26 protein-coding genes are annotated in these 18,718 nt (G+C 36.9%); 4 read left to right on the top strand and 22 right to left on the bottom strand.

From position 1 onward, the window contains the following. Positions 1 to 119: 119 nt before the first annotated feature. From AB1280_RS00965 to accB, 8 genes are all read right to left on the bottom strand, one after another. Positions 120 to 1,013 (bottom strand): polyprenyl synthetase family protein, encoded by an 894-nt coding sequence (locus AB1280_RS00965; protein WP_429754607.1) that lies wholly within the window; start codon positions 1,011 to 1,013, stop codon positions 120 to 122. Continuing rightward, a complete protein-coding gene (locus tag AB1280_RS00960; RefSeq protein ID WP_098914750.1) occupies positions 1,013 to 1,243 on the bottom strand; it encodes an exodeoxyribonuclease VII small subunit in 231 nt (76 codons plus the stop codon). Before AB1280_RS00960 ends, AB1280_RS00965 begins: the two co-directional genes overlap by 1 nt. Beyond that, positions 1,233 to 2,591, bottom strand: coding sequence for an exodeoxyribonuclease VII large subunit (gene xseA / locus AB1280_RS00955; protein ID WP_429754606.1), 1,359 nt, complete (start codon positions 2,589 to 2,591; stop codon positions 1,233 to 1,235). The genes AB1280_RS00960 and xseA overlap by 11 nt, the downstream gene beginning before the upstream one ends. 27 nt (positions 2,592 to 2,618) lie before the next feature. Further along, a complete protein-coding gene (folD, locus tag AB1280_RS00950) occupies positions 2,619 to 3,479 on the bottom strand; it encodes a bifunctional methylenetetrahydrofolate dehydrogenase/methenyltetrahydrofolate cyclohydrolase FolD (RefSeq protein ID WP_272186893.1) in 861 nt (286 codons plus the stop codon). Between the two features lie 181 nt (positions 3,480 to 3,660). After that, the gene (nusB, locus tag AB1280_RS00945; RefSeq protein ID WP_272186892.1) at positions 3,661 to 4,044 is read right to left on the bottom strand and encodes a transcription antitermination factor NusB; all 384 of its coding nucleotides are present in this window, start codon (positions 4,042 to 4,044) and stop codon (positions 3,661 to 3,663) included. 346 nt (positions 4,045 to 4,390) lie between these two features. Then, the gene (locus AB1280_RS00940; protein ID WP_272186891.1) at positions 4,391 to 4,783 is read right to left on the bottom strand and encodes an Asp23/Gls24 family envelope stress response protein; all 393 of its coding nucleotides are present in this window, start codon (positions 4,781 to 4,783) and stop codon (positions 4,391 to 4,393) included. A 22-nt stretch (positions 4,784 to 4,805) separates the two neighbouring features. After that, complete coding sequence (gene accC / locus AB1280_RS00935; protein WP_035429950.1) at positions 4,806 to 6,158, bottom strand: acetyl-CoA carboxylase biotin carboxylase subunit; 1,353 nt, start codon at positions 6,156 to 6,158, stop codon at positions 4,806 to 4,808. A 17-nt stretch (positions 6,159 to 6,175) separates the two neighbouring features. After that, entirely contained in the window at positions 6,176 to 6,652 is a 477-nt protein-coding gene (gene accB, locus AB1280_RS00930; protein ID WP_272186890.1) for an acetyl-CoA carboxylase biotin carboxyl carrier protein, read from the bottom strand. 763 nt (positions 6,653 to 7,415) lie between these two features. Between accB and AB1280_RS00925 the strand changes: the two genes are divergently transcribed. Further along, positions 7,416 to 7,628: a DNA recombination protein RecO gene (locus tag AB1280_RS00925; protein WP_429754605.1), complete on the top strand. Its 213-nt coding sequence runs from the start codon at positions 7,416 to 7,418 to the stop codon at positions 7,626 to 7,628. 4 nt (positions 7,629 to 7,632) lie between these two features. On the opposite strand, the gene AB1280_RS00920 is transcribed toward AB1280_RS00925, so the two are convergent. From AB1280_RS00920 to AB1280_RS00880, 9 genes are read right to left on the bottom strand one after another with little or no spacing between them, the layout of a single operon-like run. Then, on the bottom strand, positions 7,633 to 8,190 hold the full coding sequence (locus tag AB1280_RS00920) for a SpoIIIAH-like family protein (RefSeq protein ID WP_272186888.1): 558 nt from the start codon (positions 8,188 to 8,190) through the stop codon (positions 7,633 to 7,635). A 12-nt stretch (positions 8,191 to 8,202) separates the two neighbouring features. Next, entirely contained in the window at positions 8,203 to 8,841 is a 639-nt protein-coding gene (spoIIIAG, locus tag AB1280_RS00915; protein WP_429754604.1) for a stage III sporulation protein AG, read from the bottom strand. Next, entirely contained in the window at positions 8,834 to 9,463 is a 630-nt protein-coding gene (gene spoIIIAF / locus AB1280_RS00910; protein ID WP_429754603.1) for a stage III sporulation protein AF, read from the bottom strand. Before spoIIIAF ends, spoIIIAG begins: the two co-directional genes overlap by 8 nt. 12 nt (positions 9,464 to 9,475) lie before the next feature. Next, a complete protein-coding gene (spoIIIAE, locus tag AB1280_RS00905) occupies positions 9,476 to 10,648 on the bottom strand; it encodes a stage III sporulation protein AE (protein ID WP_272187005.1) in 1,173 nt (390 codons plus the stop codon). 11 nt (positions 10,649 to 10,659) lie between these two features. Next, entirely contained in the window at positions 10,660 to 11,046 is a 387-nt protein-coding gene (gene spoIIIAD / locus AB1280_RS00900; protein ID WP_081625659.1) for a stage III sporulation protein AD, read from the bottom strand. A gap of 20 nt (positions 11,047 to 11,066) precedes the next feature. Next, positions 11,067 to 11,270 (bottom strand): stage III sporulation protein AC, encoded by a 204-nt coding sequence (gene spoIIIAC, locus AB1280_RS00895; protein ID WP_272186885.1) that lies wholly within the window; start codon positions 11,268 to 11,270, stop codon positions 11,067 to 11,069. A gap of 12 nt (positions 11,271 to 11,282) precedes the next feature. Then, a complete protein-coding gene (gene spoIIIAB / locus AB1280_RS00890; RefSeq protein WP_272186884.1) occupies positions 11,283 to 11,798 on the bottom strand; it encodes a stage III sporulation protein SpoIIIAB in 516 nt (171 codons plus the stop codon). Next, positions 11,795 to 12,718 carry a stage III sporulation protein AA gene (gene spoIIIAA, locus AB1280_RS00885; protein WP_272186883.1) on the bottom strand — a complete coding sequence of 308 codons (924 nt, stop codon included), beginning with the start codon at positions 12,716 to 12,718 and terminating at the stop codon, positions 11,795 to 11,797. Before spoIIIAA ends, spoIIIAB begins: the two co-directional genes overlap by 4 nt. Before the next feature lie 21 nt (positions 12,719 to 12,739). Next, positions 12,740 to 13,021, bottom strand: a complete 282-nt coding sequence (locus tag AB1280_RS00880; protein WP_035429538.1) for a YqhV family protein — start codon at positions 13,019 to 13,021, stop codon at positions 12,740 to 12,742. Positions 13,022 to 13,220: 199 nt separating this feature from the next. Here AB1280_RS00880 and AB1280_RS00875 point away from each other — a divergent pair, with 199 nt between their 5' ends. Continuing rightward, on the top strand, positions 13,221 to 13,541 hold the full coding sequence (locus AB1280_RS00875) for a hypothetical protein (protein WP_429754602.1): 321 nt from the start codon (positions 13,221 to 13,223) through the stop codon (positions 13,539 to 13,541). A 143-nt stretch (positions 13,542 to 13,684) separates the two neighbouring features. Here AB1280_RS00875 and efp read toward each other — a convergent pair whose 3' ends face one another. The 4 genes from efp to AB1280_RS00855 are packed head-to-tail and all read right to left on the bottom strand — an operon-like array spanning position 13,685 to position 16,305. After that, complete coding sequence (gene efp, locus AB1280_RS00870) at positions 13,685 to 14,242, bottom strand: elongation factor P (RefSeq protein ID WP_272186881.1); 558 nt, start codon at positions 14,240 to 14,242, stop codon at positions 13,685 to 13,687. A 20-nt stretch (positions 14,243 to 14,262) separates the two neighbouring features. After that, a complete protein-coding gene (pepQ, locus tag AB1280_RS00865; protein ID WP_429754601.1) occupies positions 14,263 to 15,324 on the bottom strand; it encodes a Xaa-Pro dipeptidase in 1,062 nt (353 codons plus the stop codon). Positions 15,325 to 15,327: 3 nt separating this feature from the next. Beyond that, positions 15,328 to 15,768 carry a type II 3-dehydroquinate dehydratase gene (aroQ, locus tag AB1280_RS00860; protein ID WP_429754600.1) on the bottom strand — a complete coding sequence of 147 codons (441 nt, stop codon included), beginning with the start codon at positions 15,766 to 15,768 and terminating at the stop codon, positions 15,328 to 15,330. A gap of 51 nt (positions 15,769 to 15,819) precedes the next feature. Continuing rightward, positions 15,820 to 16,305, bottom strand: coding sequence for a YqhR family membrane protein (locus tag AB1280_RS00855; protein WP_272186878.1), 486 nt, complete (start codon positions 16,303 to 16,305; stop codon positions 15,820 to 15,822). Between the two features lie 239 nt (positions 16,306 to 16,544). Between AB1280_RS00855 and AB1280_RS00850 the strand changes: the two genes are divergently transcribed. Next, a complete protein-coding gene (locus AB1280_RS00850; RefSeq protein ID WP_429754599.1) occupies positions 16,545 to 17,468 on the top strand; it encodes a DUF1385 domain-containing protein in 924 nt (307 codons plus the stop codon). 81 nt (positions 17,469 to 17,549) lie between these two features. Further along, positions 17,550 to 17,954 carry an SA1362 family protein gene (locus tag AB1280_RS00845; RefSeq protein WP_272186875.1) on the top strand — a complete coding sequence of 135 codons (405 nt, stop codon included), beginning with the start codon at positions 17,550 to 17,552 and terminating at the stop codon, positions 17,952 to 17,954. A gap of 39 nt (positions 17,955 to 17,993) precedes the next feature. Here the strand turns inward: AB1280_RS00845 and mntR are convergent, their stop codons facing one another. Further along, entirely contained in the window at positions 17,994 to 18,422 is a 429-nt protein-coding gene (gene mntR / locus AB1280_RS00840; protein ID WP_429754598.1) for a transcriptional regulator MntR, read from the bottom strand. Positions 18,423 to 18,718 lie beyond the last annotated feature (296 nt).

The raw sequence follows: 18,718 nt of genomic DNA, 5'->3' as shown, positions 1-18,718 counted from the left end.
CAAAGTGATAACGGCAATGTAATCTACGTATATTTTTGCCAAAAAAAGAAAAGAAAAACCTTTGTCTACATTTATACCATAAAATCTTGAATGGCTCAACAAATGAAAACATTCTTATACTAGTGGTTGCGCTTTGCAATTAAATCACAAATTACTAACAAATATTCGTCTTGTAATTGTAAAGAAGAAATGGCCTCTTTTGCTTTCGTAATGGTTTCTTCTAAAATTTGCTTTGCTTCCGCCACTGTAAATAACGTTGTATATGTACTTTTTTCGTTTGTCATATCGCTTCCGACTGGTTTTCCAATCTCTTCTTCTATTCCTTCTACATCTAGAATATCATCACGAATTTGAAAAGCAAGTCCGACATACTTCGCAAAGGCAAGTAATTTTTCTTGTTGCCTAGCCGTAGCCCTTGATAATAATGCACCAGCTAATACGGCAAATTCTAATAAACGTCCTGTTTTATTCTTATGAATATATTCTAACTCACGAAGGTTTAATTGCTTACCTTCCGCTTCCATATCCGCAACTTGTCCACCAACCATTCCTTCTGGCCCTGCTGCTTTAGCAAGTTCTAGTGCGATGCGTAATTTTGTTTCGGGAGTAATTTCTTTATGGTCTTGCTCTGTTACAACCTGGAATGCATATGTTAACAACCCATCACCAGCTAGTACTGCCATCGCTTCACCAAATACTTTATGATTTGTTGGTTTCCCGCGGCGTAAGTCATCATCATCCATACAAGGTAAATCATCATGAATTAAAGAATATGTATGAATCATTTCTAATGCGCAAGCTGTACCTATCCCTAATTCTCTATCTTTTCCAAACGCTTGCAGCGTCGCAAATAAAAGTAACGGACGGAGACGCTTTCCGCCCGCTTCTAATGAATACACCATCGCCTCACGAAGTACCTTTGGACATTGCAAGGCGTTTGCATAACGCACAAGATTTTCTTCTACTAATGCTTTACTTTCTTTCATAAAAGCATCAAAAGTTAAATGCGTCATTATACTTCCTCTCCCAAAGTAGAAAACGGACGAAGTTCGCCATTTTCACCAAGTATGACAGCCATTTGTTCTTGCACATCTTTTAATTTTTCATCGCATAGTTTAGAAAGTTCCATACCTTCTTTGAAATACGAAATTGCTTCTTCAAGTGGAACATCACCTTGTTCGAGCTTGGAAACAATTTGTTCAAGCTTTGCAATCGCTTCTTCAAAGCTTACTTTATTTTCCATCGCCTAGTTCACGCTCCTCTATTCCCCATACATTACAGTCTAGTACACCATCTTGCATATGTACTGTAACTTCATCTCCAAGCCCAATTTCTTTTATGCTTTTTAGCACCTGTTTTTCATTATTATAAACAAGACCGTAGCCTCGCATCATCACTCTAAGTGGACTTAACGTTTCTAACTTTTCTATCGCTCTTGTAAAAGCAAACTCTTTTCCTTGCAATAGAGACTGCATTTCACGTTGTAACTGCTTTTGCAATGTGTCTAACGTAAGCCTTGTTTGTTCAATTTTTTGCGTGGGGTGATGCTTCCCTAAATAAAATGACAGTTTTTGAAATTGATTCGTCTTCTTTTCTATGTAACGCTCTTTCGTTTGTATCAACTTATCAATTGTACGATCCAATTGTTCTTCCTTTTGCTCATACAATTGCTTTGGATAGCGAAACGCATATGATTTTTGTAATGCATGCAAATGCTCTTGTTTAGAGTTCAACATCTCACGCATCGCTCGCGTCAAGCGAAGTGTACGCTGCATCACTTTTTCTTCTAATTCAAGAATATGAGGAACTGCCAGTTCAGCTGCCGCTGTTGGCGTTGGAGCTCTTAAGTCCGCAACAAAATCTGCAATTGTAAAATCTGTTTCATGTCCCACAGCAGAAATGATTGGGATTTGACTAGCAAAAATTGCCCGGGCTACTGTTTCTTCGTTAAACGCCCACAGTTCTTCAATTGAACCTCCGCCGCGTCCAACAATTAACACATCGATAGCTTGCATTCCATTCGCCTTTTCGATAGCTTGTACAATTGAGGGAGCCGCAAATTCCCCTTGTACTAAAACTGGAAATACAAGTACTTTTCCAACCGGATAACGCCGGGCAATTGTCGTCATAATATCTCGAATTGCCGCACCCGTTGGTGAAGTTATCACACCAATTGTTGTTGGATAAGCAGGAATCATTTGTTTATATACTTGTGAAAACAGCCCTTCTTCTTCTAAACGAGTCTTTAATTGCTCATACGCTAAATGAAGATTCCCTACTCCATCTGGCTGCATATCCTGAATATAGATTTGGTATGAACCACTTGCTTCATAAACAGAGATTTTCCCTTTTACAAGCACTTTCATCCCGTCTTCTGGTCTGAACTTTACATTGCGATTATGACTCGCAAACATGACCGCAGCAATTCTTGCATTTTCATCTTTTAATGTGAAATACATATGACCACGGCTATGATATTTAAAATTTGAAATTTCTCCTTTTAACCAAACAGACTGTAGATGAGGGTCATACTCTATTTTAGTTTTCATATAACGAGTTAACGCTGTAACGGTTAAATATTGCTTTTCCATTTCTCTCTCCTCATAGCCGCCCTACAATTATTTACAAACAACACCTGTGCGCTGTGCAGATAATACTGTATTTTCTAATAGCATTGTAATCGTCATTGGGCCTACACCTTTTGGTACTGGTGTAATGTGACTTGCAACGTTTAATACATCGTCGAAATCAACATCACCGCACAGTTTCCCTGTTTCTAAACGGTTTACTCCTACATCAATTACAACTGCGCCTTCTTTTACGTAATCAGCTGTTACCATTTTCGCTCTTCCAACTGCAACAATTAAAATATCAGCTAATTTCGTTAATTCTTTTATATTCGCTGTTTTTGAATGACAATACGTCACTGTTGCATTTTCATTTAAAAACAGTTGTCCGACCGGTTTTCCAACAATATTGCTTCGTCCAATAACAACAACATGCTTTCCTGTAATATCAAGGTTTGTTTCTTTTACTAATTCTAAAATACCATGTGGTGTACATGGTAGGAACGTATCTTGTCCTGTCATCATACGACCAATACTAATCGGGTGGAAACCATCCACATCTTTCTCTGGAGAAATTTTTTCAATGATAGCTTTCTCTTCAATATGGTTTGGCAACGGTAATTGCACTAAAATACCATGAATACGATCATCATTATTTAAACGGTCAATTTCCGCTAATAAACGATCTTGTGTAATGGAATCTGGAAATGTAATTAACTCAGAATAAATCCCAACTTGTTCGCAGCCTTTTTCTTTCCCCTTTACATACGAATGAGAAGCTGGATCGTCTCCGACTAAAATAACAGCTAGCCCTGGTACAATTCCTTGTTTTTTTAGTTCTGCAACCTTCTCTTTTAACTGTGATCTCTTTTTCTCTGCAACTTCATTTCCTTTGATGATTACTGCTACCATATCAAAATTCCCCCTTTAAAAATGACAAAGCTACTTTTTTCTCCCGCTCTAACGGGCAGTATAGCTTCCACGTTAACATTCCGAAAAAAGAAAGAATAAAGATGAAAGATAACTGCCCGTAAAAGCTTGATTGGTAAGGGCTTTCTTAAGCTATGATGAAGCTTTCTCGCTCAAGAAAGGTTTACTGTATGCTAGATAAAACGCCGTTAATAAAACGACGAGATTCCTCATCCCCATATGCCTTTGCAATTTCAATTGCCTCATTAATAGACACGCTATGTGGAATATCTTCCATGTATTTCATTTCATACACCGCAATTCGTAAAATACTGCGATCAACAATGCTAATGCGTTCTAATTTCCACTTTTTTAGATTCTGACGAATAAGCTCATCAATTGCTTCTTTATGCTCTACACATCCGAAGACAAGTGCTTCTAAAAATTCATTTGTATTTTCGCCTTCATCAAGTGTGTTTTCTACTGCTGCTTTCGGATTGTAGTCTCCGGTAATATCCATTTGATAGAGTGCTTGCATCGCTCTTTCTCTAGCCGTCCTACGTTTCATTATAACTCTCCTTTGTGCTTCAAGTCTTCCTTATGTTTTGTTATATTATTATAATTTATAAGCCATCGAATTACTTATTCTTTATAATTTTTGCTCAGCTTTCAATCTTATAATACAATGATAATACCACAATTTATCGTTTCATACACGAGTTCCCTAACGGAAAAATAATAAAAAGATTAACTTCAGGTTCCATATCATACCACAATGTACGTTTTTTTCAAAAACACAAGTTCACCTTTAGAAATTTTTCATTTTTTTAAATAATATAATATCTTTTCCATTTAAATATGAAGAATACAAACGATAAAAAAGGCGCCTGAATCACAAGGCACCTTTTTCAGTATTACACTGGCTCAATTTCTGTTTTTGGTGTCTCGAATGTTACACCAACGATATGAACGTTTATTTCTTTCGGTTCAAGACCTGTCATTGTAAACAGCGCTTGACGAATGTTATCTTGAATGTTTTGTGCAACAACTGGAATCGCTACACCAAAGTACATTAATACGTATACATCAACGATAATATCATCATTTGCTAATTCTACTTTTACGCCTTTTCCATGATTTTTCTTTCCTAACTTCTCAACAACATCTGTTGCAAAGTTACCACGCATTGCTGCTACACCTTCTACTTCAGAAGCAGCAATACCTGCAATTACTTCAATTACTTCCGGTGCGATTTCTACTTTACCAAGAGTTGTATCTTGTCCCATGTCTAACATATGATCAGCCATGAAAAAACCTCCTTTAAATGTATCAGTGCGCCGTTAAATCATGCTGTTCTAAAAACTTCGTATTAAATTCACCTTGTACAAATTCAGGGTGGTCAAGAAGTTGTAAATGAAACGGAATCGTCGTATGTACACCCTCAATGACGAATTCACTTAGTGCTCGTTTCATTTTCGCAATTGCTTCTTCACGTGTTTTACCATAAACAATAAGCTTGGCAACCATCGAATCGTAATAAGGTGGAATCGTATACCCAGGATATACAGCTGAATCAACGCGAATACCGAATCCTCCTGGCGGTAAATACATTTCTACCTTTCCTGGAGATGGCATAAAGTTTTTGGCAGGGTTTTCCGCATTAATTCGGCACTCAATTGCCCAACCGTTAAATTGTACTTCTTCTTGCTGCAGTGATAACTGCTCTCCTGATGCAACGCGAATTTGCTCTTTAATAAGGTCTACTCCCGTCACCATTTCAGTTACAGGATGCTCAACTTGAATTCGCGTATTCATTTCCATGAAATAGAAACTTTTCGTTTTATATTCGTAAATAAATTCAACTGTGCCAGCACCTGTATAATCTACTGCTGCTGCTGCTTTTACTGCTGCCTCTCCCATTTGTTGACGGATCGTAGCATCTAAAGCTGGAGATGGTGACTCTTCTAACAATTTTTGCAAACGACGCTGAATTGTACAATCACGCTCTCCTAAATGAATGACGTTACCATGATTATCTGCCATCACTTGAATTTCTACATGACGGAAATCTTCAATATACTTTTCTAAGTATACACCAGGGTTTCCAAAAGCGGTACTTGCCTCTTGCTGTGTAATTTGAATTCCTTTTACAAGCTCTTCTTCTGTACGTGCAACGCGAATCCCTTTTCCGCCGCCGCCCGCTGTTGCTTTAATAATAACAGGATATCCAATGTTCTCTGCAAGTGCTACTGCTTCTTCGATATTTTTAATTATTCCTTGTGAACCCGGTACAATCGGAACCCCTGCTTCCTTCATTGTATCACGTGCAACGTCTTTTGTGCCCATTTTTGAAATAGCTTCTGGGCTTGGACCGATAAAAATCAAGTTACATTCACGACAAAGCTCTGCAAAATCAGCATTTTCTGCTAAAAATCCATATCCAGGGTGAATTGCATCACAACCTGTTAATTTTGCAACGCTAATAATGTTTGTTAAGTTTAAATAACTTTCCTTTGAGACAGTCGGACCAACGCAGTACGCTTCATCCGCAATTTGTACATGCAGCGCTTCTTTATCTGCTTCAGAATAAATTGCAACTGTTTCAATATTCATTTCTTTGCAAGCACGAATAATTCGTACCGCGATTTCCCCACGGTTTGCAATTAATACTTTTTTAATCATAATTCTAGACTCCCTTATTATGCTTTTACAAGAAATAGCGGTTGTCCATATTCAACAAGCTGACCGTTATTCACAAGAATTTCAACGATTTCTCCATTTACTTCTGCTTCGATTTCATTAAAGAGTTTCATTGCTTCTACGATACAAACAATTTTCCCTTCTGTAACGCGATCTCCTACATTTACATAGGCTGGTGCATCTGGTGAGGGAGAAGCATAGAACGTTCCAACCATTGGAGATGTAATTTTAAGTAAGTTCTCATCTACGTGTTTCTCTTCTTGCTTTGGAGCTTCAACTTGAGCTGGCGCAGCAACTACTTCTGGCGCTATAGCTTGTATAGGTTTCTGCACTGCTGGAGCAGGCTGCACAGCAATCACTTCATTGCCACGCTTTTTCATCTTAATTGTCGTACCATCTTTTTTGTATTCAAATTCATCAATATTAGAATCATCAATTAGCTTAATTAACTCGCGAACTTCTTGAATTTTAAACATGTAAAATCCACTCCTATATACTTGTTTTTCCTGTTGTAACAGCTCAATCCATCAGTAATAAATACCATTTACTGAATCCAGCTAGAACAGTCAATCATAAATTCCTTCTCGTACTGTCAATGAAAAACTACTATGAAGTTTCATACTATATAAATACAAATTGAAAACCTGCATATAAACCACCGTTTTTTTAGCGGGGGAGATCGTCTGGCTAGGTATTGAAACGGTCAGATCCCTTTCCTAACACGTGCAATATGAAAATAAAGAGAGACAATCACTTTTTATTCTGCATAGAGCGACTTATATGCAGAATAATTAAAATGCATTTATATATATATTCATCTTACGATAAATATTTTTAACATTCCAACTTTATTTCTTCTGTATAATGTATGAAAATTCCTGTGAAAATAACAGTATGCTATTTTACTACCTAGTAATAATACCAAGTTTCACTCAAAATTGGCAAGACCACTTCCTAAAAAACACTCTCATCCACTTCATTTATATAAATCCACTTTGATTTTTCAACCCACAAATCGCAACTATGCAGAATATAACCTGACCGCTTCTATACGCGGACAGGTGCACTCGCCTCTCGAAAAAAAAAAGGGTTTTTATGTTGTTTTTTCAATTTGCATTTATTTATGTGAGTTTATATATTTTTTACTAAATACTTGAAGTTTATTTACATTCACTTCATATTCCCTTCATATAAGAATAGTATCGTAAAAGTAGAATCATATACAGTGAGGTGAGGGACATGAACATTTGGCTTATTCTCTTTCTACCAGCTGTTATTATTTGGAGCTTAGCACTCTTTTTTCAAATGAAATGCGGAAAAAGTAATCACTTTTGTCAAGAACCGATGATTTTTCATTCACAACAAATTTCTCCTATAAAAACCCCAGAAACAGAACTACAATTGCTAGATGAACTTCTAGCAGATAAAAAAAGCTATCGAAGAAATCGATAGCTTTTTACTTTGCTATTTCATATCGAACGTCTGCCATTAAACCCGTCTCACTTTTTACAAGCTGTATAATTTTATTTGCATCTTTTGCAGAAAGTTTTGCTGCTTTTACTGTCACCTTAATATCATTTCCATCTTTACGCACAAGCGCATCTTTATAACCGCCTTCTGATTTAATTAAGGTTTCCAATAACGTTTCTTTTGCCGCTATATCCGTCAATGCATCAAAATCATTTTTGGCTTTATTTCTCTCTTCAGCAGAAGCGTTTGTTGAATTCATTACATCCTGCAATTTTTCTTTCACTTCACTGCGCTGATCTTCCATTTTCAAACGAAGTGCTGTAAAATTATCATCACTTGCAGAATGGCTCGTTACTTTTCCTTCTTTCTGACTTGTTTCTTTTTTACTCGTTTCCTTTTCAGAGCCTTGCTTCTCCTTCGCTCCCTCTCCTAATGATGTCGCTACTTCCTTTGTTTTATTATCTGGCGTCATCACATAGTATACCGAAAGTACAATAACCAAGCTTAGCATTGTTAATAACCAAACTGTTTGTTTTTTTAACACTTTATTTCCTCCCTAATTCTTTTTTGGCAAGACAGATACACGGTGACTTGGAACCTCTAACATACGTGTAACTGCTTCTATTACCATCTGTTTCACTTGTAAATTATCCACTCCTTTCGCAACAACAAGAACGCCACGAACTTTTGGCTTATTTTCTCGAAGTATAATCGGAGCTTCTTTATCACCTTGACGTACAATCACTGTTTTTTCATCTGTCGATTCATCTTCAACTTTTCGCTTTCCGCCTTCTTTATCTGTTTCATCTGTCGTTTGCGATCGTTTCACTTTATTTTTATCAAGTATTTTTTCTTCTGATGAATCAAGATTAATTTCAATTGTTACCTCTTTAACGCCTGCAACACTTTCTAATGCTTCTTTTAATTGTTGTTCATATTCTTTTTCGTATCTATCAATGTTAGATTTGTTGTCACTATTCTTTTGTCCAAATGTTGGTACATCTTTTACTTGTTCTGTTTGCGATTTAAGAACAGGTACTTCTGGTTTTTTTGCTTGGAAAAGGTTACTAGAAAACATAAGGATGATCCCAAGTATGAGTAAAATGAGTAAAAACTTTGCTGAAATTTTTTTCTCTTTCTCATCTTTTTCATTTCCTTTAAAAAGATTGCGAAGAAATTGAAATTTATTATTCATTTACTTTGCCTATCCCCCCTTCCACCTGAACCTTAATTTTGTTCTCTTCTAATTGCCATTTGTTTGAGAAAAATTGTTTCATTTCAGCTGTATTTTGTTTTGACGTCTTTTGAGGTTCTTTCGAATTAATTTCTACCTTTTGGATTGTTTCAATAGCTCCTGTTCGACTTCGTTCATTTTCCTTAAGCGATACAACAACAGACTGAATATCCTGCTGGGATTTCACTTCCTTTTTGTCTTCTGGTACTTTTATCTGTAACTTCGTAACGGCCATACCATATTGTTCTTCTAGTTCTTTTCCAACTTGTTTTTTCATTTGGACAGCCATCTGTTCTAAAATATATGCACGTTGTGAAGCTTGTATTTCTTTTTTCTTTTCACTAATTTTATTTTCTATTGATCCGTTTGCTATATACTTGTCCTGACTAGCATTTGCAATCACATCTTGAATATCTGTTTGAAACAATTTAAATAAGGGGGTTAAGATTAGAACGACTAGAAGTAAACTTACAACAAATTTGACATACTTTTGTAAATTCGAATTAGGAAGTAACATATGAAGCATCGTTGCTAATAAGAGAAACACAATGATATTTCGAATCCATTCCACGACAAATTGCAACCCTCTCAGCTCCTAACGCATCATTAACGTAATATTTCCAGCTGCGATAACAATCGTGATACTTAGAAAAAACATAAATGATACAATGGCCAAACAAGCAAACACGTATATAATACTCCTCCCAATAATATCCAGACATTGAATAATTGCTCCTCCACCGACAGGTTGCAACACTGCTGCTGCAAATTTATAAATAAACGCAATGCAGAAAATTTGAATGGCAGGAAAAGCAACGATAAGTAATAAAATAACAACCCCAACAATCCCCACTGTATTTTTTAATAGCGCCGATGCACTAAGTACAGTGTCTGCTGCTTCAGTAAACATTCGACCGACAACTGGGATAAAGTTTCCTGTTACAAACTTTGCTGTTTTCACAGCAATTCCATCCGCTACTGCTGTTGTCGTTCCTTGTACAGAGAGCACGCCAAGAAAGATTGTTAAAAAAATCCCAATGATGCTAACGCTAACATTTTGCAGCATCTTGGACAATTTTGTAACTTTATATTGATCGCTCATTGTACTGACAATACTTAAAATTGTAGCAAGGAGAAGAAGCGGTAAAACAATATAATTCATAAGCATTCCGCTCGTATTCATAAGAAAAACAATAATTGGATGAAAAAAGGAAACAGATACAACACCGCCTCCTGTCGCAATGAGCGCCAACAAAATAGGGAGAAGTGCTAAAATGAAATCGATCATTGTTTGAATGGTGTCTCTTGTATACGTCATAACAACGTAGAAACTATTTAAAGCAAAGACGATAAGCACCATATATACAACAGCATCCGCTATTTTCCCGACGCTACTTTTCGCAAAAGCAGATTGAAGTGATTGCAAAAGCGCGCTGAAAATAGTAAGCATAATGAGTGTCCCAAGCAGCTTTCCGTTAGCTACTAATTCATGAAATAAATACTTTAGTAATCCAATCATCCACTCGTTAATTGAAAACTCTTTTTCCCCTTTGACAAACTCCATAAAACTTCCCTTTTGACTTTCTGGTAAATATCCGCCGTACTTTGCAACTAAATCATCCCAATACTTCTTTACATCCTCTATCCCAAGCTTTCCTAATTGTTCATCTACGACATTTTGTGCTGGTGGAGAAGCTTGTACGATAATTGGAAAAGAAAAAAAGAGGAAAAAAGCAAACAAAAGCTTCATTCCAAACAGGCGCACAATTCACCCCTCCTTTATCCGGTTGGTAAAAAACCGAGAATCGTTTCAATTACAACCGTTAATATCGGAATCGCCATCACTAAAATTAAAATCTTTCCCGCTAATTCAATTTTTGAAGCGATTGCTCCTTGCCCTGCATCTTTCGTAATTTGTGCACCAAATTCTGCAATATAAGCAATTCCAATAATTTTCAGCAGCGTTTCCACATACACATTGCTCACTTTCGCTTCATTTGCAATGCGTTCAATCATCGTTAAAATAGAATGAATTTGATCAATTACAAGTAAAAACATAACGCTACTAACAAATACAATAAACAATGAAGTTACACTCGATTTATGTTGATTCAATACTGCTGCCAAAAAAGTCGCTACAAGTCCAAGCCCTACAATTTGTAATATTTCGATTCGAATCGCCCCCTTTACTGAAAAAGAAAGACGCTTTTTATCTTGTCAAATAAACTGTTAATTAGAAAGGCAACTTGGAATAAAATTACAACAAAACCAACGAGTATCACCCAGTTGGCAATATCTTCTCGTTTTAGTTCTTTCAGCACAGTATGAATGAAAGCTAAAATAATACCAATTCCTGCAATTTGAAAAATTAACCCAACGTCGATTGACATCGCCATTCCCCCTTACAACAGTAAAATAACGATAAGTAATCCTGCTAATACTCCTAAACTTTTCATCATCTTTTCGTACTGAATTTGCATTTCCTTTGCTTCTCCTTCTTCTCTCTCTAAATGAGTAATACATAAACGAATATGCTTTTGCTGTGACTCACGATCGTGTTGTCCTAACGTTTCTCCAAATTGTTGTAAAATCTCATATTCTGTTTGCTTCAATGCTGTAAGTTTCCAATTTTCTTGTAAACTATCCATCCATGCTTCCCGAACTGTTTGCTCTCCCCTTTCTAATCGTTCATGAAAACTATCAAATAACCAGTTCAAAGGCTTTGGCATTTGTTTTACAAGACGTGCAGCTGCCTCTGACAACGGGGTATGTCCATACATAATTTCCGCCTCAAGTGATTGCAGCGCCGCCTTTAACAACCGCAATTGGCGAGGTCGCTCACTATATTTCTTCGCATATGAAAAACCAAAAAATGTTGATACAGCCACAATAAGTGCCGCACCAAAAAATTTAATCATCCGCTCAGCACCTTCTCTCCACGGCGAATTGGCCTTCCGCTGCCATCCTTCATATCCATAATCGTTCCTGGTCCTTTTATTTTAGAAAGCTCAATAAAGCGTTCAAACACGCCTAGTTCTACGATTTCCCTTAACGAAGGGCGTTTCAGTATATCTTCATGTCCTTGTCCATGCACACTCGTAAACAATTGAACACCAGCATGAACAGCTTCCATAATTGCTTCACTATCTTCCGGCCGGCCGATTTCATCAACAATTAATATATCGGGACTCATTGAGCGAATCATCATCATCATACCTTCTGCTTTTGGACATGCATCTAGCACATCCACTCTTGTTCCAAACTCATATTGCGGCACACCTTTCACGCACCCCGCAATTTCTGACCTTTCATCTACAATACCAACTTTACAAGATGGAATATGTTGCCTTGGAACACCTGCACTCATGAGGCGTGCTACATCACGCAATAATGTTGTTTTTCCTGTTTGCGGCGGACCGATAATCATCGTATTCAGCCAATGATTCTCATATAAATATGGTATAAGCGGCTCAGCAATCCCCTTTTTTTGCCGAGCAATTCGAACATTAAATGACGCCACATCCCGAATCATTTTCACTGCGCTCTTTTCCATAATAACTTTGCCCGCTAGACCAACGCGATGTCCTCCGCGCAGTGTAATATACCCTCGCTTTAATTCTTCTTCCATCGTATAAAGTGAATATTGACTCAGCTTATTCAGCAAATACGCTGCATCTTCTCTCGTCACAATATAGTTATAAAAATGCGCTTCCCCGCGCGCAATACATTCAAGCGGCCTTCCGATCCGAATCCGTATTTCTTCTAATCCGTCACATTCTTTATAGTCCTGTATAAAATGTTCGATTTGCTTTGGCAACATCTCTAATACTTCTTTCATAGCTCTCTCCCCATCATATCGCTATTTCAGTACCGCAATAAAAATACAGCCAATTCCAAGCGCCAAAAAAAATAATTTCAAAAAAGAAATTTCATTCGTAACGCTCGCAATTCCAATTGACATCGTTACAATTAAAACGGTTGGGCCAACAAATGCAAGCATGCCATTTACAAACAATGCTTTTTTGGCATCATTGAAATACAACATAAGCAACGCGGCGAAAATCTCCATACTTCCCGAGAAGATTCTAAGAAGCGCCATTACGAGCACAGACGTTTCAAATGCCGCTAGCCATTGTTTCATCCTCTCACCTTCTCTCGTTATCCTTACACCGTCCTAACAGCACATATATACCCCATTAAACAAGATGAAAGAGTACGTTTGTACAACCATATGCACAGGCTGTCTATTTCAGAAGTGAAAAAGGAATTTTTTGATTATCAAATAAAGTTAAGTCATTTTTTGTGAAAATATGGTATATTAAAATCAAAAGGGGAAATAAATGAAAATTCTAAAAATATCTCTTACACTCATTTTAGAAGTAGCTCTTATTTTCTTATTTGCTAAATTTGTTAATTGGACATTTATGGAAAGTTTCTTTTTGGGGAGTGTGGCCATCTTCGGACTCACATGGCTTTTTCTTTTAAATATGAACCGAAACGCAAATGTAGACCGTGTCATCACAAAAGGTTTGACGGGCCTTGACGGCGGAGAAGTAACACCTTTTCAAATTCGAATGAACCCCTATATGACTGGGACTCTTTTACTACTTACCATTAGCTTTATTGTAACTGTTATTTATTACCTGCCTTATTTCACATAAAGTGAAACCTTAATCAGTGGGGGCAGTTTATCTCCCACCAAACTTCTTTATTTTAGCGAATTTTAAAGTGGGAGTATTACGGCCCTCGAATAGTGGGATAAAAAAAACACTCGTGGTATTGATTACCCACGAGTGTTTTTTCATTACGCACGAGAAACGTATTTTGATTCTCCTGTGTTAATAATAAGCATTTCACCTTCATTAATGAAGATCGGTACTTGTACAACTAGACCAGTTTCTAATGTAGCTGGTTTTGTTACGTTAGAAGCTGTATCGCCTTTAATGCCCGGCTCAGTTTCAACAACTTTTAACTCAACAGTGTTTGGAAGTTCTACACCCAGTACTTCGCCTTGGTATGTCATGATCGCTACTTCCATGTTTTCTTTCAAGAATTTTAATTCATGTTCAATTTGCTTATCAGTAAGCTCGATTTGCTCATATGTTCCGTTATCCATGAATACATGAGCATCACCGCTTGCATATAAATATTGCATACGACGGTTTTCGATATGCGCTTTTTCAACTTTTTCACCAGCACGGAATGTTTTTTCTTGAACAGAACCTGTGCGAAGGTTACGTAATTTAGAGCGAACGAATGCAGCACCTTTACCTGGTTTTACGTGTTGAAAATCGATAACCTGCCATAGGCTGTTGTCCACCGCAATTGTTAATCCTGTACGAAAATCATTTACTGAAATCATGCAAAAAATCCTCCTGTGTATTACAAAATGATAAGTTCTTTTGGAGATTTAGTTAACACTTCATTACCTTCAGCCGTTACTATAATATCATCTTCAATGCGAACTCCGCCTACATTCGGAATATAAATTCCTGGCTCTACAGTGACAGCCATTCCTGGCTCTAATACCGTTTCAGAGCGGAATGCTAAACTTGGTGCTTCATGGATTTCAAGACCAATTCCATGACCTGTAGAATGCCCGAAATATTCACCATATCCTTTTTCAGTTATGTAGTCACGTGTTAAAGCATCTGCTTCACGACCAGTTAAACCAGCTTTAATACCGTTTACACCACGCAGTTGTGCTTCTAATACAATATTATAAATTTCCTTTAACTTATCAGACGGCTCCCCTACTGCAACTGTACGAGTAATATCGGAACAATATCCTTTATAGTAAGCACCGAAGTCTAATGTAACAAAATCTCCCTTTTCTATCAATTTTTCAGATGCCACGCCGTGCGGCAATGCTGAACGAAGTCCCGAAGCAACGATAATATCAAACGAAGAAGATGTTGCCCCTTGCTTTCTCATGAAAAATTCAAGTTCATTTGACACTTCAATCTCAGACACTCCCGGGCGAATAAATGATAGAATATGTTCAAAGGCAGCATCTGCAATCTGTGCAGCTTCCTTTAATATCTTAATCTCTGAATCAGTCTTAATCAAGCGTAACTTTTCTACAATACCAGAAGTTGCAACAAATTCTGCATCAACCTCTTGTTTATATGCCGTATAAGAGCTGTATGTAAGAATATCTTGCTCAAAACCAAGTTTTTGAATTCCTAAGTCTTTTACTTGTTTTGCAACTTCTTCAATAATCGTACCTGTATGCTGTACGATTTCATAACCAACCGCTTGCTTTTGCGCCTGTTCAACGTAACGGAAATCTGTAATAAATAAAGCTCGTTCATTTGAAATTAATACAACGCCTGCTGTTCCTGTAAAGTTTGCCATATATCTACGACTATGTTGATTCGTTAATAAAATACCATCAATACCCGCTTCTCCAAATGCACTTCTTAATTTTGTAAGTTTCTCCATGAATTACGCCTCCCGAATTTTCTCCACTAATGCAAGTAACGCTAAATGATAGCCATACAAACCGAATCCTACAATTTGTCCCCCTGTGACCGGCGCCGTAACAGATACATGGCGAAACGATTCACGTTGATGAATATTTGAAATATGTACCTCGATAACAGGAATCGAAACACTGGCAATTGCATCGCGAATTGCATAACTATAATGCGTAAATGCCCCTGGATTTAGAATAATTCCTTTATATGTATCTTCAGCCTCATGAATGATATCAATAATGGCACCCTCATGATTAGATTGGAAACATTCTAGCTCCACTCCCAAATTTTCTGCTTGTTGCTTCATATCTATTTCTAACGACGCTAACGTCCCCGTACCATATACATTAACCTCTCGCACACCAAGACGGTTTAAATTAGGACCGTTAACGAGGAGCAACTTCTCCATATATCTAACTCCTTAATAAAAAAATGTCTATATAATATTCTACCATACCTCTCACTTATTTGAATAGTTTGTCTTTTCCTCATCCGTTGTACTAGTGTTGTTACTCACTTCAAATGAAACGGAGTATGCAATAAAAACACCATATAAAATAAAAATACATGCTGTCGTTACAATCGTTTCCTTAGGCATTTTCATCATGCTTTTTATAACTGGTGCAACAGGTGGAATTGCAAAGAATAATAATCCCCACCACACAAGTCCATATATAATACCTGGAATGAGACCTTCTAACTTACCCAAAACTGCTTTATATATAAACGCCACAAGAATTGAAAGTATCCCCATACATATAATACCAGCTACATTTCCCCATACTCCTTCTTTCCAATCTCCAAACGCAAACGGAAGTAATAAATAATTAGGTCCCAGGGCAGTAAAAGAAAAAATATGAAGAAAGTACCAAACAGATCCCCAAAACAAACCTCCAAACACACCTATTTGGACAATTTTTTTCGTAACAGATTGTTCTTGTTTCACATCTACACCTCCGCCTACTAGTATGTCCGAAACTTATTTAAAGCATGTTTAAATACTGCGAAATTTGTCTATAAAAAGAATAGGAAATGTCCGCCCATCCTGCTGATTTTTCTTGTCAGAAGTGCACTTTTGTCGATAAAATAAAGGGAACTGTAGTGATGTCATACAATATATTGACATCACCTAGAGTCGCTACCTCTTTTCTGATAAGAGAGAAACAAATACAGGTTGGTGTTGACATGGCAGAGGAGACAAAACAAATCTACGGCGGTCAAGCGGTAGTAGAAGGAGTTATGTTTGGCGGTAGAGAATATACTGTTACAGCGATTCGCCGTAAAGATAAATCTATCGAATTTTATCGATTACCACGCGTTCGTAATAAAGTATCATCTATGTTTAAAAAAATTCCATTTCTACGCGGAATCGCAGCAATTATTGATGCAAGTGCAAACGGAGCAAAGCATTTAAATTTTGCTTCAGAACGCTTTGATGTAGATCCTTCAGAGGATGCACAATTCGCACAGAAAAAAGAAGAGCAGTCGAAGTTAACGCTGATACTTAGCGTTGCAGCAGTCGGTGTTTTATCCTTTATCTTTGGAAAAGTGATTTTCACGGCAGCTCCTGCACTTTTAGCAGAACTAACAAGACCTGTTTTTCCATCTCATGCAGGGCAAATCATTGTTGAAAGTGTTATTAAACTTATGTTATTGCTTAGTTACATTTATTTTGTTTCATTGACTCCGCTTATTAAACGTGTATTTCAATATCACGGAGCAGAACATAAAGTAATTAATGCCTATGAGAACAATCTTCCATTGACAGTAAAAAATGTACAAAAACAAACCCGCCTCCATTACCGGTGCGGCAGCAGCTTTATTATATTTACTGTTATTATCGGAATGTTTGTATATTTTCTCGTTCCAACCGATCCTCTTTGGGTTCGCGTTTTAAATCGTATTTTGCTCATCCCTGTAGTGCTAGGCATTTCATTTGAAGTGTTGCAATTTACAAACAGCTTACGGGACGTTCCAGTGCTCCGCGCATTAGGATATCCTGGTCTATGGCTTCAGCTGTTAACAACGAAAGAACCAACAGATGATCAAGTTGAAGTAGCAATTGCATCATTTGAAGAACTACTGCGTCTAGAAGGAAAACAACAATAACTTTTTCGTAATGTTATTCAATTCCTTAGCCTTTCGTTAATAAACTAATTAAAATATCTTTCTTTTTAGGAGGTGTTCCTTATGAACGGTCGCTCATTTATGTTCGCCCTATTTGTTGTAATTGTTGGATTGGCAATATTTAACCTTGTATCATTCACAATTGAAGACCCAATGGGAGTTGTAAAAAACATTCTGATCATGCTCGGTGTTGTTGGTGTCTTTTATTTACTTTATAAAATGCTTACAAGTTCGAGCAGTTCAGCTAATAACTCAAAATCTTCCTACAAACGTGCTGCGAAACAATCGAACCGAAAATATGGAAAACAAAATGTAACACCCCTAAGTAACAATCTGTTAAAGAAAAATGCTTCCGATACGAAAGGAAAGAAAGGAAATACTTCCTTCCTAAAACGAAAAAGAAAGCAATCCCATTTAACAGTTATTGAAGGTAAAAAAGGTAAAAAGAAAGACCGCGCTTCTTTTTAAGAAGTGTGGTCTTTCTTTTTTATCGTTTCATATGTTCAATTACTGCGCTTGTTCTTCATTTGCCTTTTGAACACTACGAAGCTTCTCAATGCGAAGCTCATCTTGCTCAAAATACTGCACTAAATCGCCAATACGATCAATGGCTTCCCAGCTTAAATGATGTTCAATTCCTTCTACATCATTATAAATCTTACTTTCATCTACACCGATAATACGCATAAACTGTTCTAACAATTCATGACGATAAACAAGGCTCTTACCAATCTTTTTCCCTTTTGTTGTTAATACAAGCCCTCTATATTTTTCATAAATAAGATATTCATCTTTATCAAGTTTTTGGACCATTTTTGTTACAGAGGATGGATGTACATTAAGCGCTTCAGCAATATCAGATACACGGGCATATCCCTTTTCTTCAATTAGCAAATAAATTTGTTCGATATAATCTTCCATACTAGGAGTAGGCATCGTTTTCCTCCATCCAATTCAGTTTATAAATTCCGCACCAAGCAATCAATAAAATGATACAACAGAAAGGATATTGTGACAAGGGGATAAACAACCCCATTTTCCGCAACACACAAAACGAGATTCATTTAACCAAACAATGAATTGGAAACAAAGAATTACATTTGGCTTAGCTTTTTCAATTCCATTTTGTTCATCTGTATTTTTTAATATTTATTTTAAAAAGCAAAGCTATCTATCCTATCACTTACCAATTTGGCAAGGTGCTCTATTAACCCTTTTCTTTTACATTTCAT

The sequence above is a fragment of the Bacillus sp. S10(2024) genome, assembly GCF_050473865.1.
Taxonomy (GTDB): Bacteria; Bacillota; Bacilli; order Bacillales; family Bacillaceae_G; genus Bacillus_A.
The sequence above is the reverse complement of the archived record's forward strand: the minus strand, read 5'-3'. Positions and strand labels throughout refer to the sequence as shown.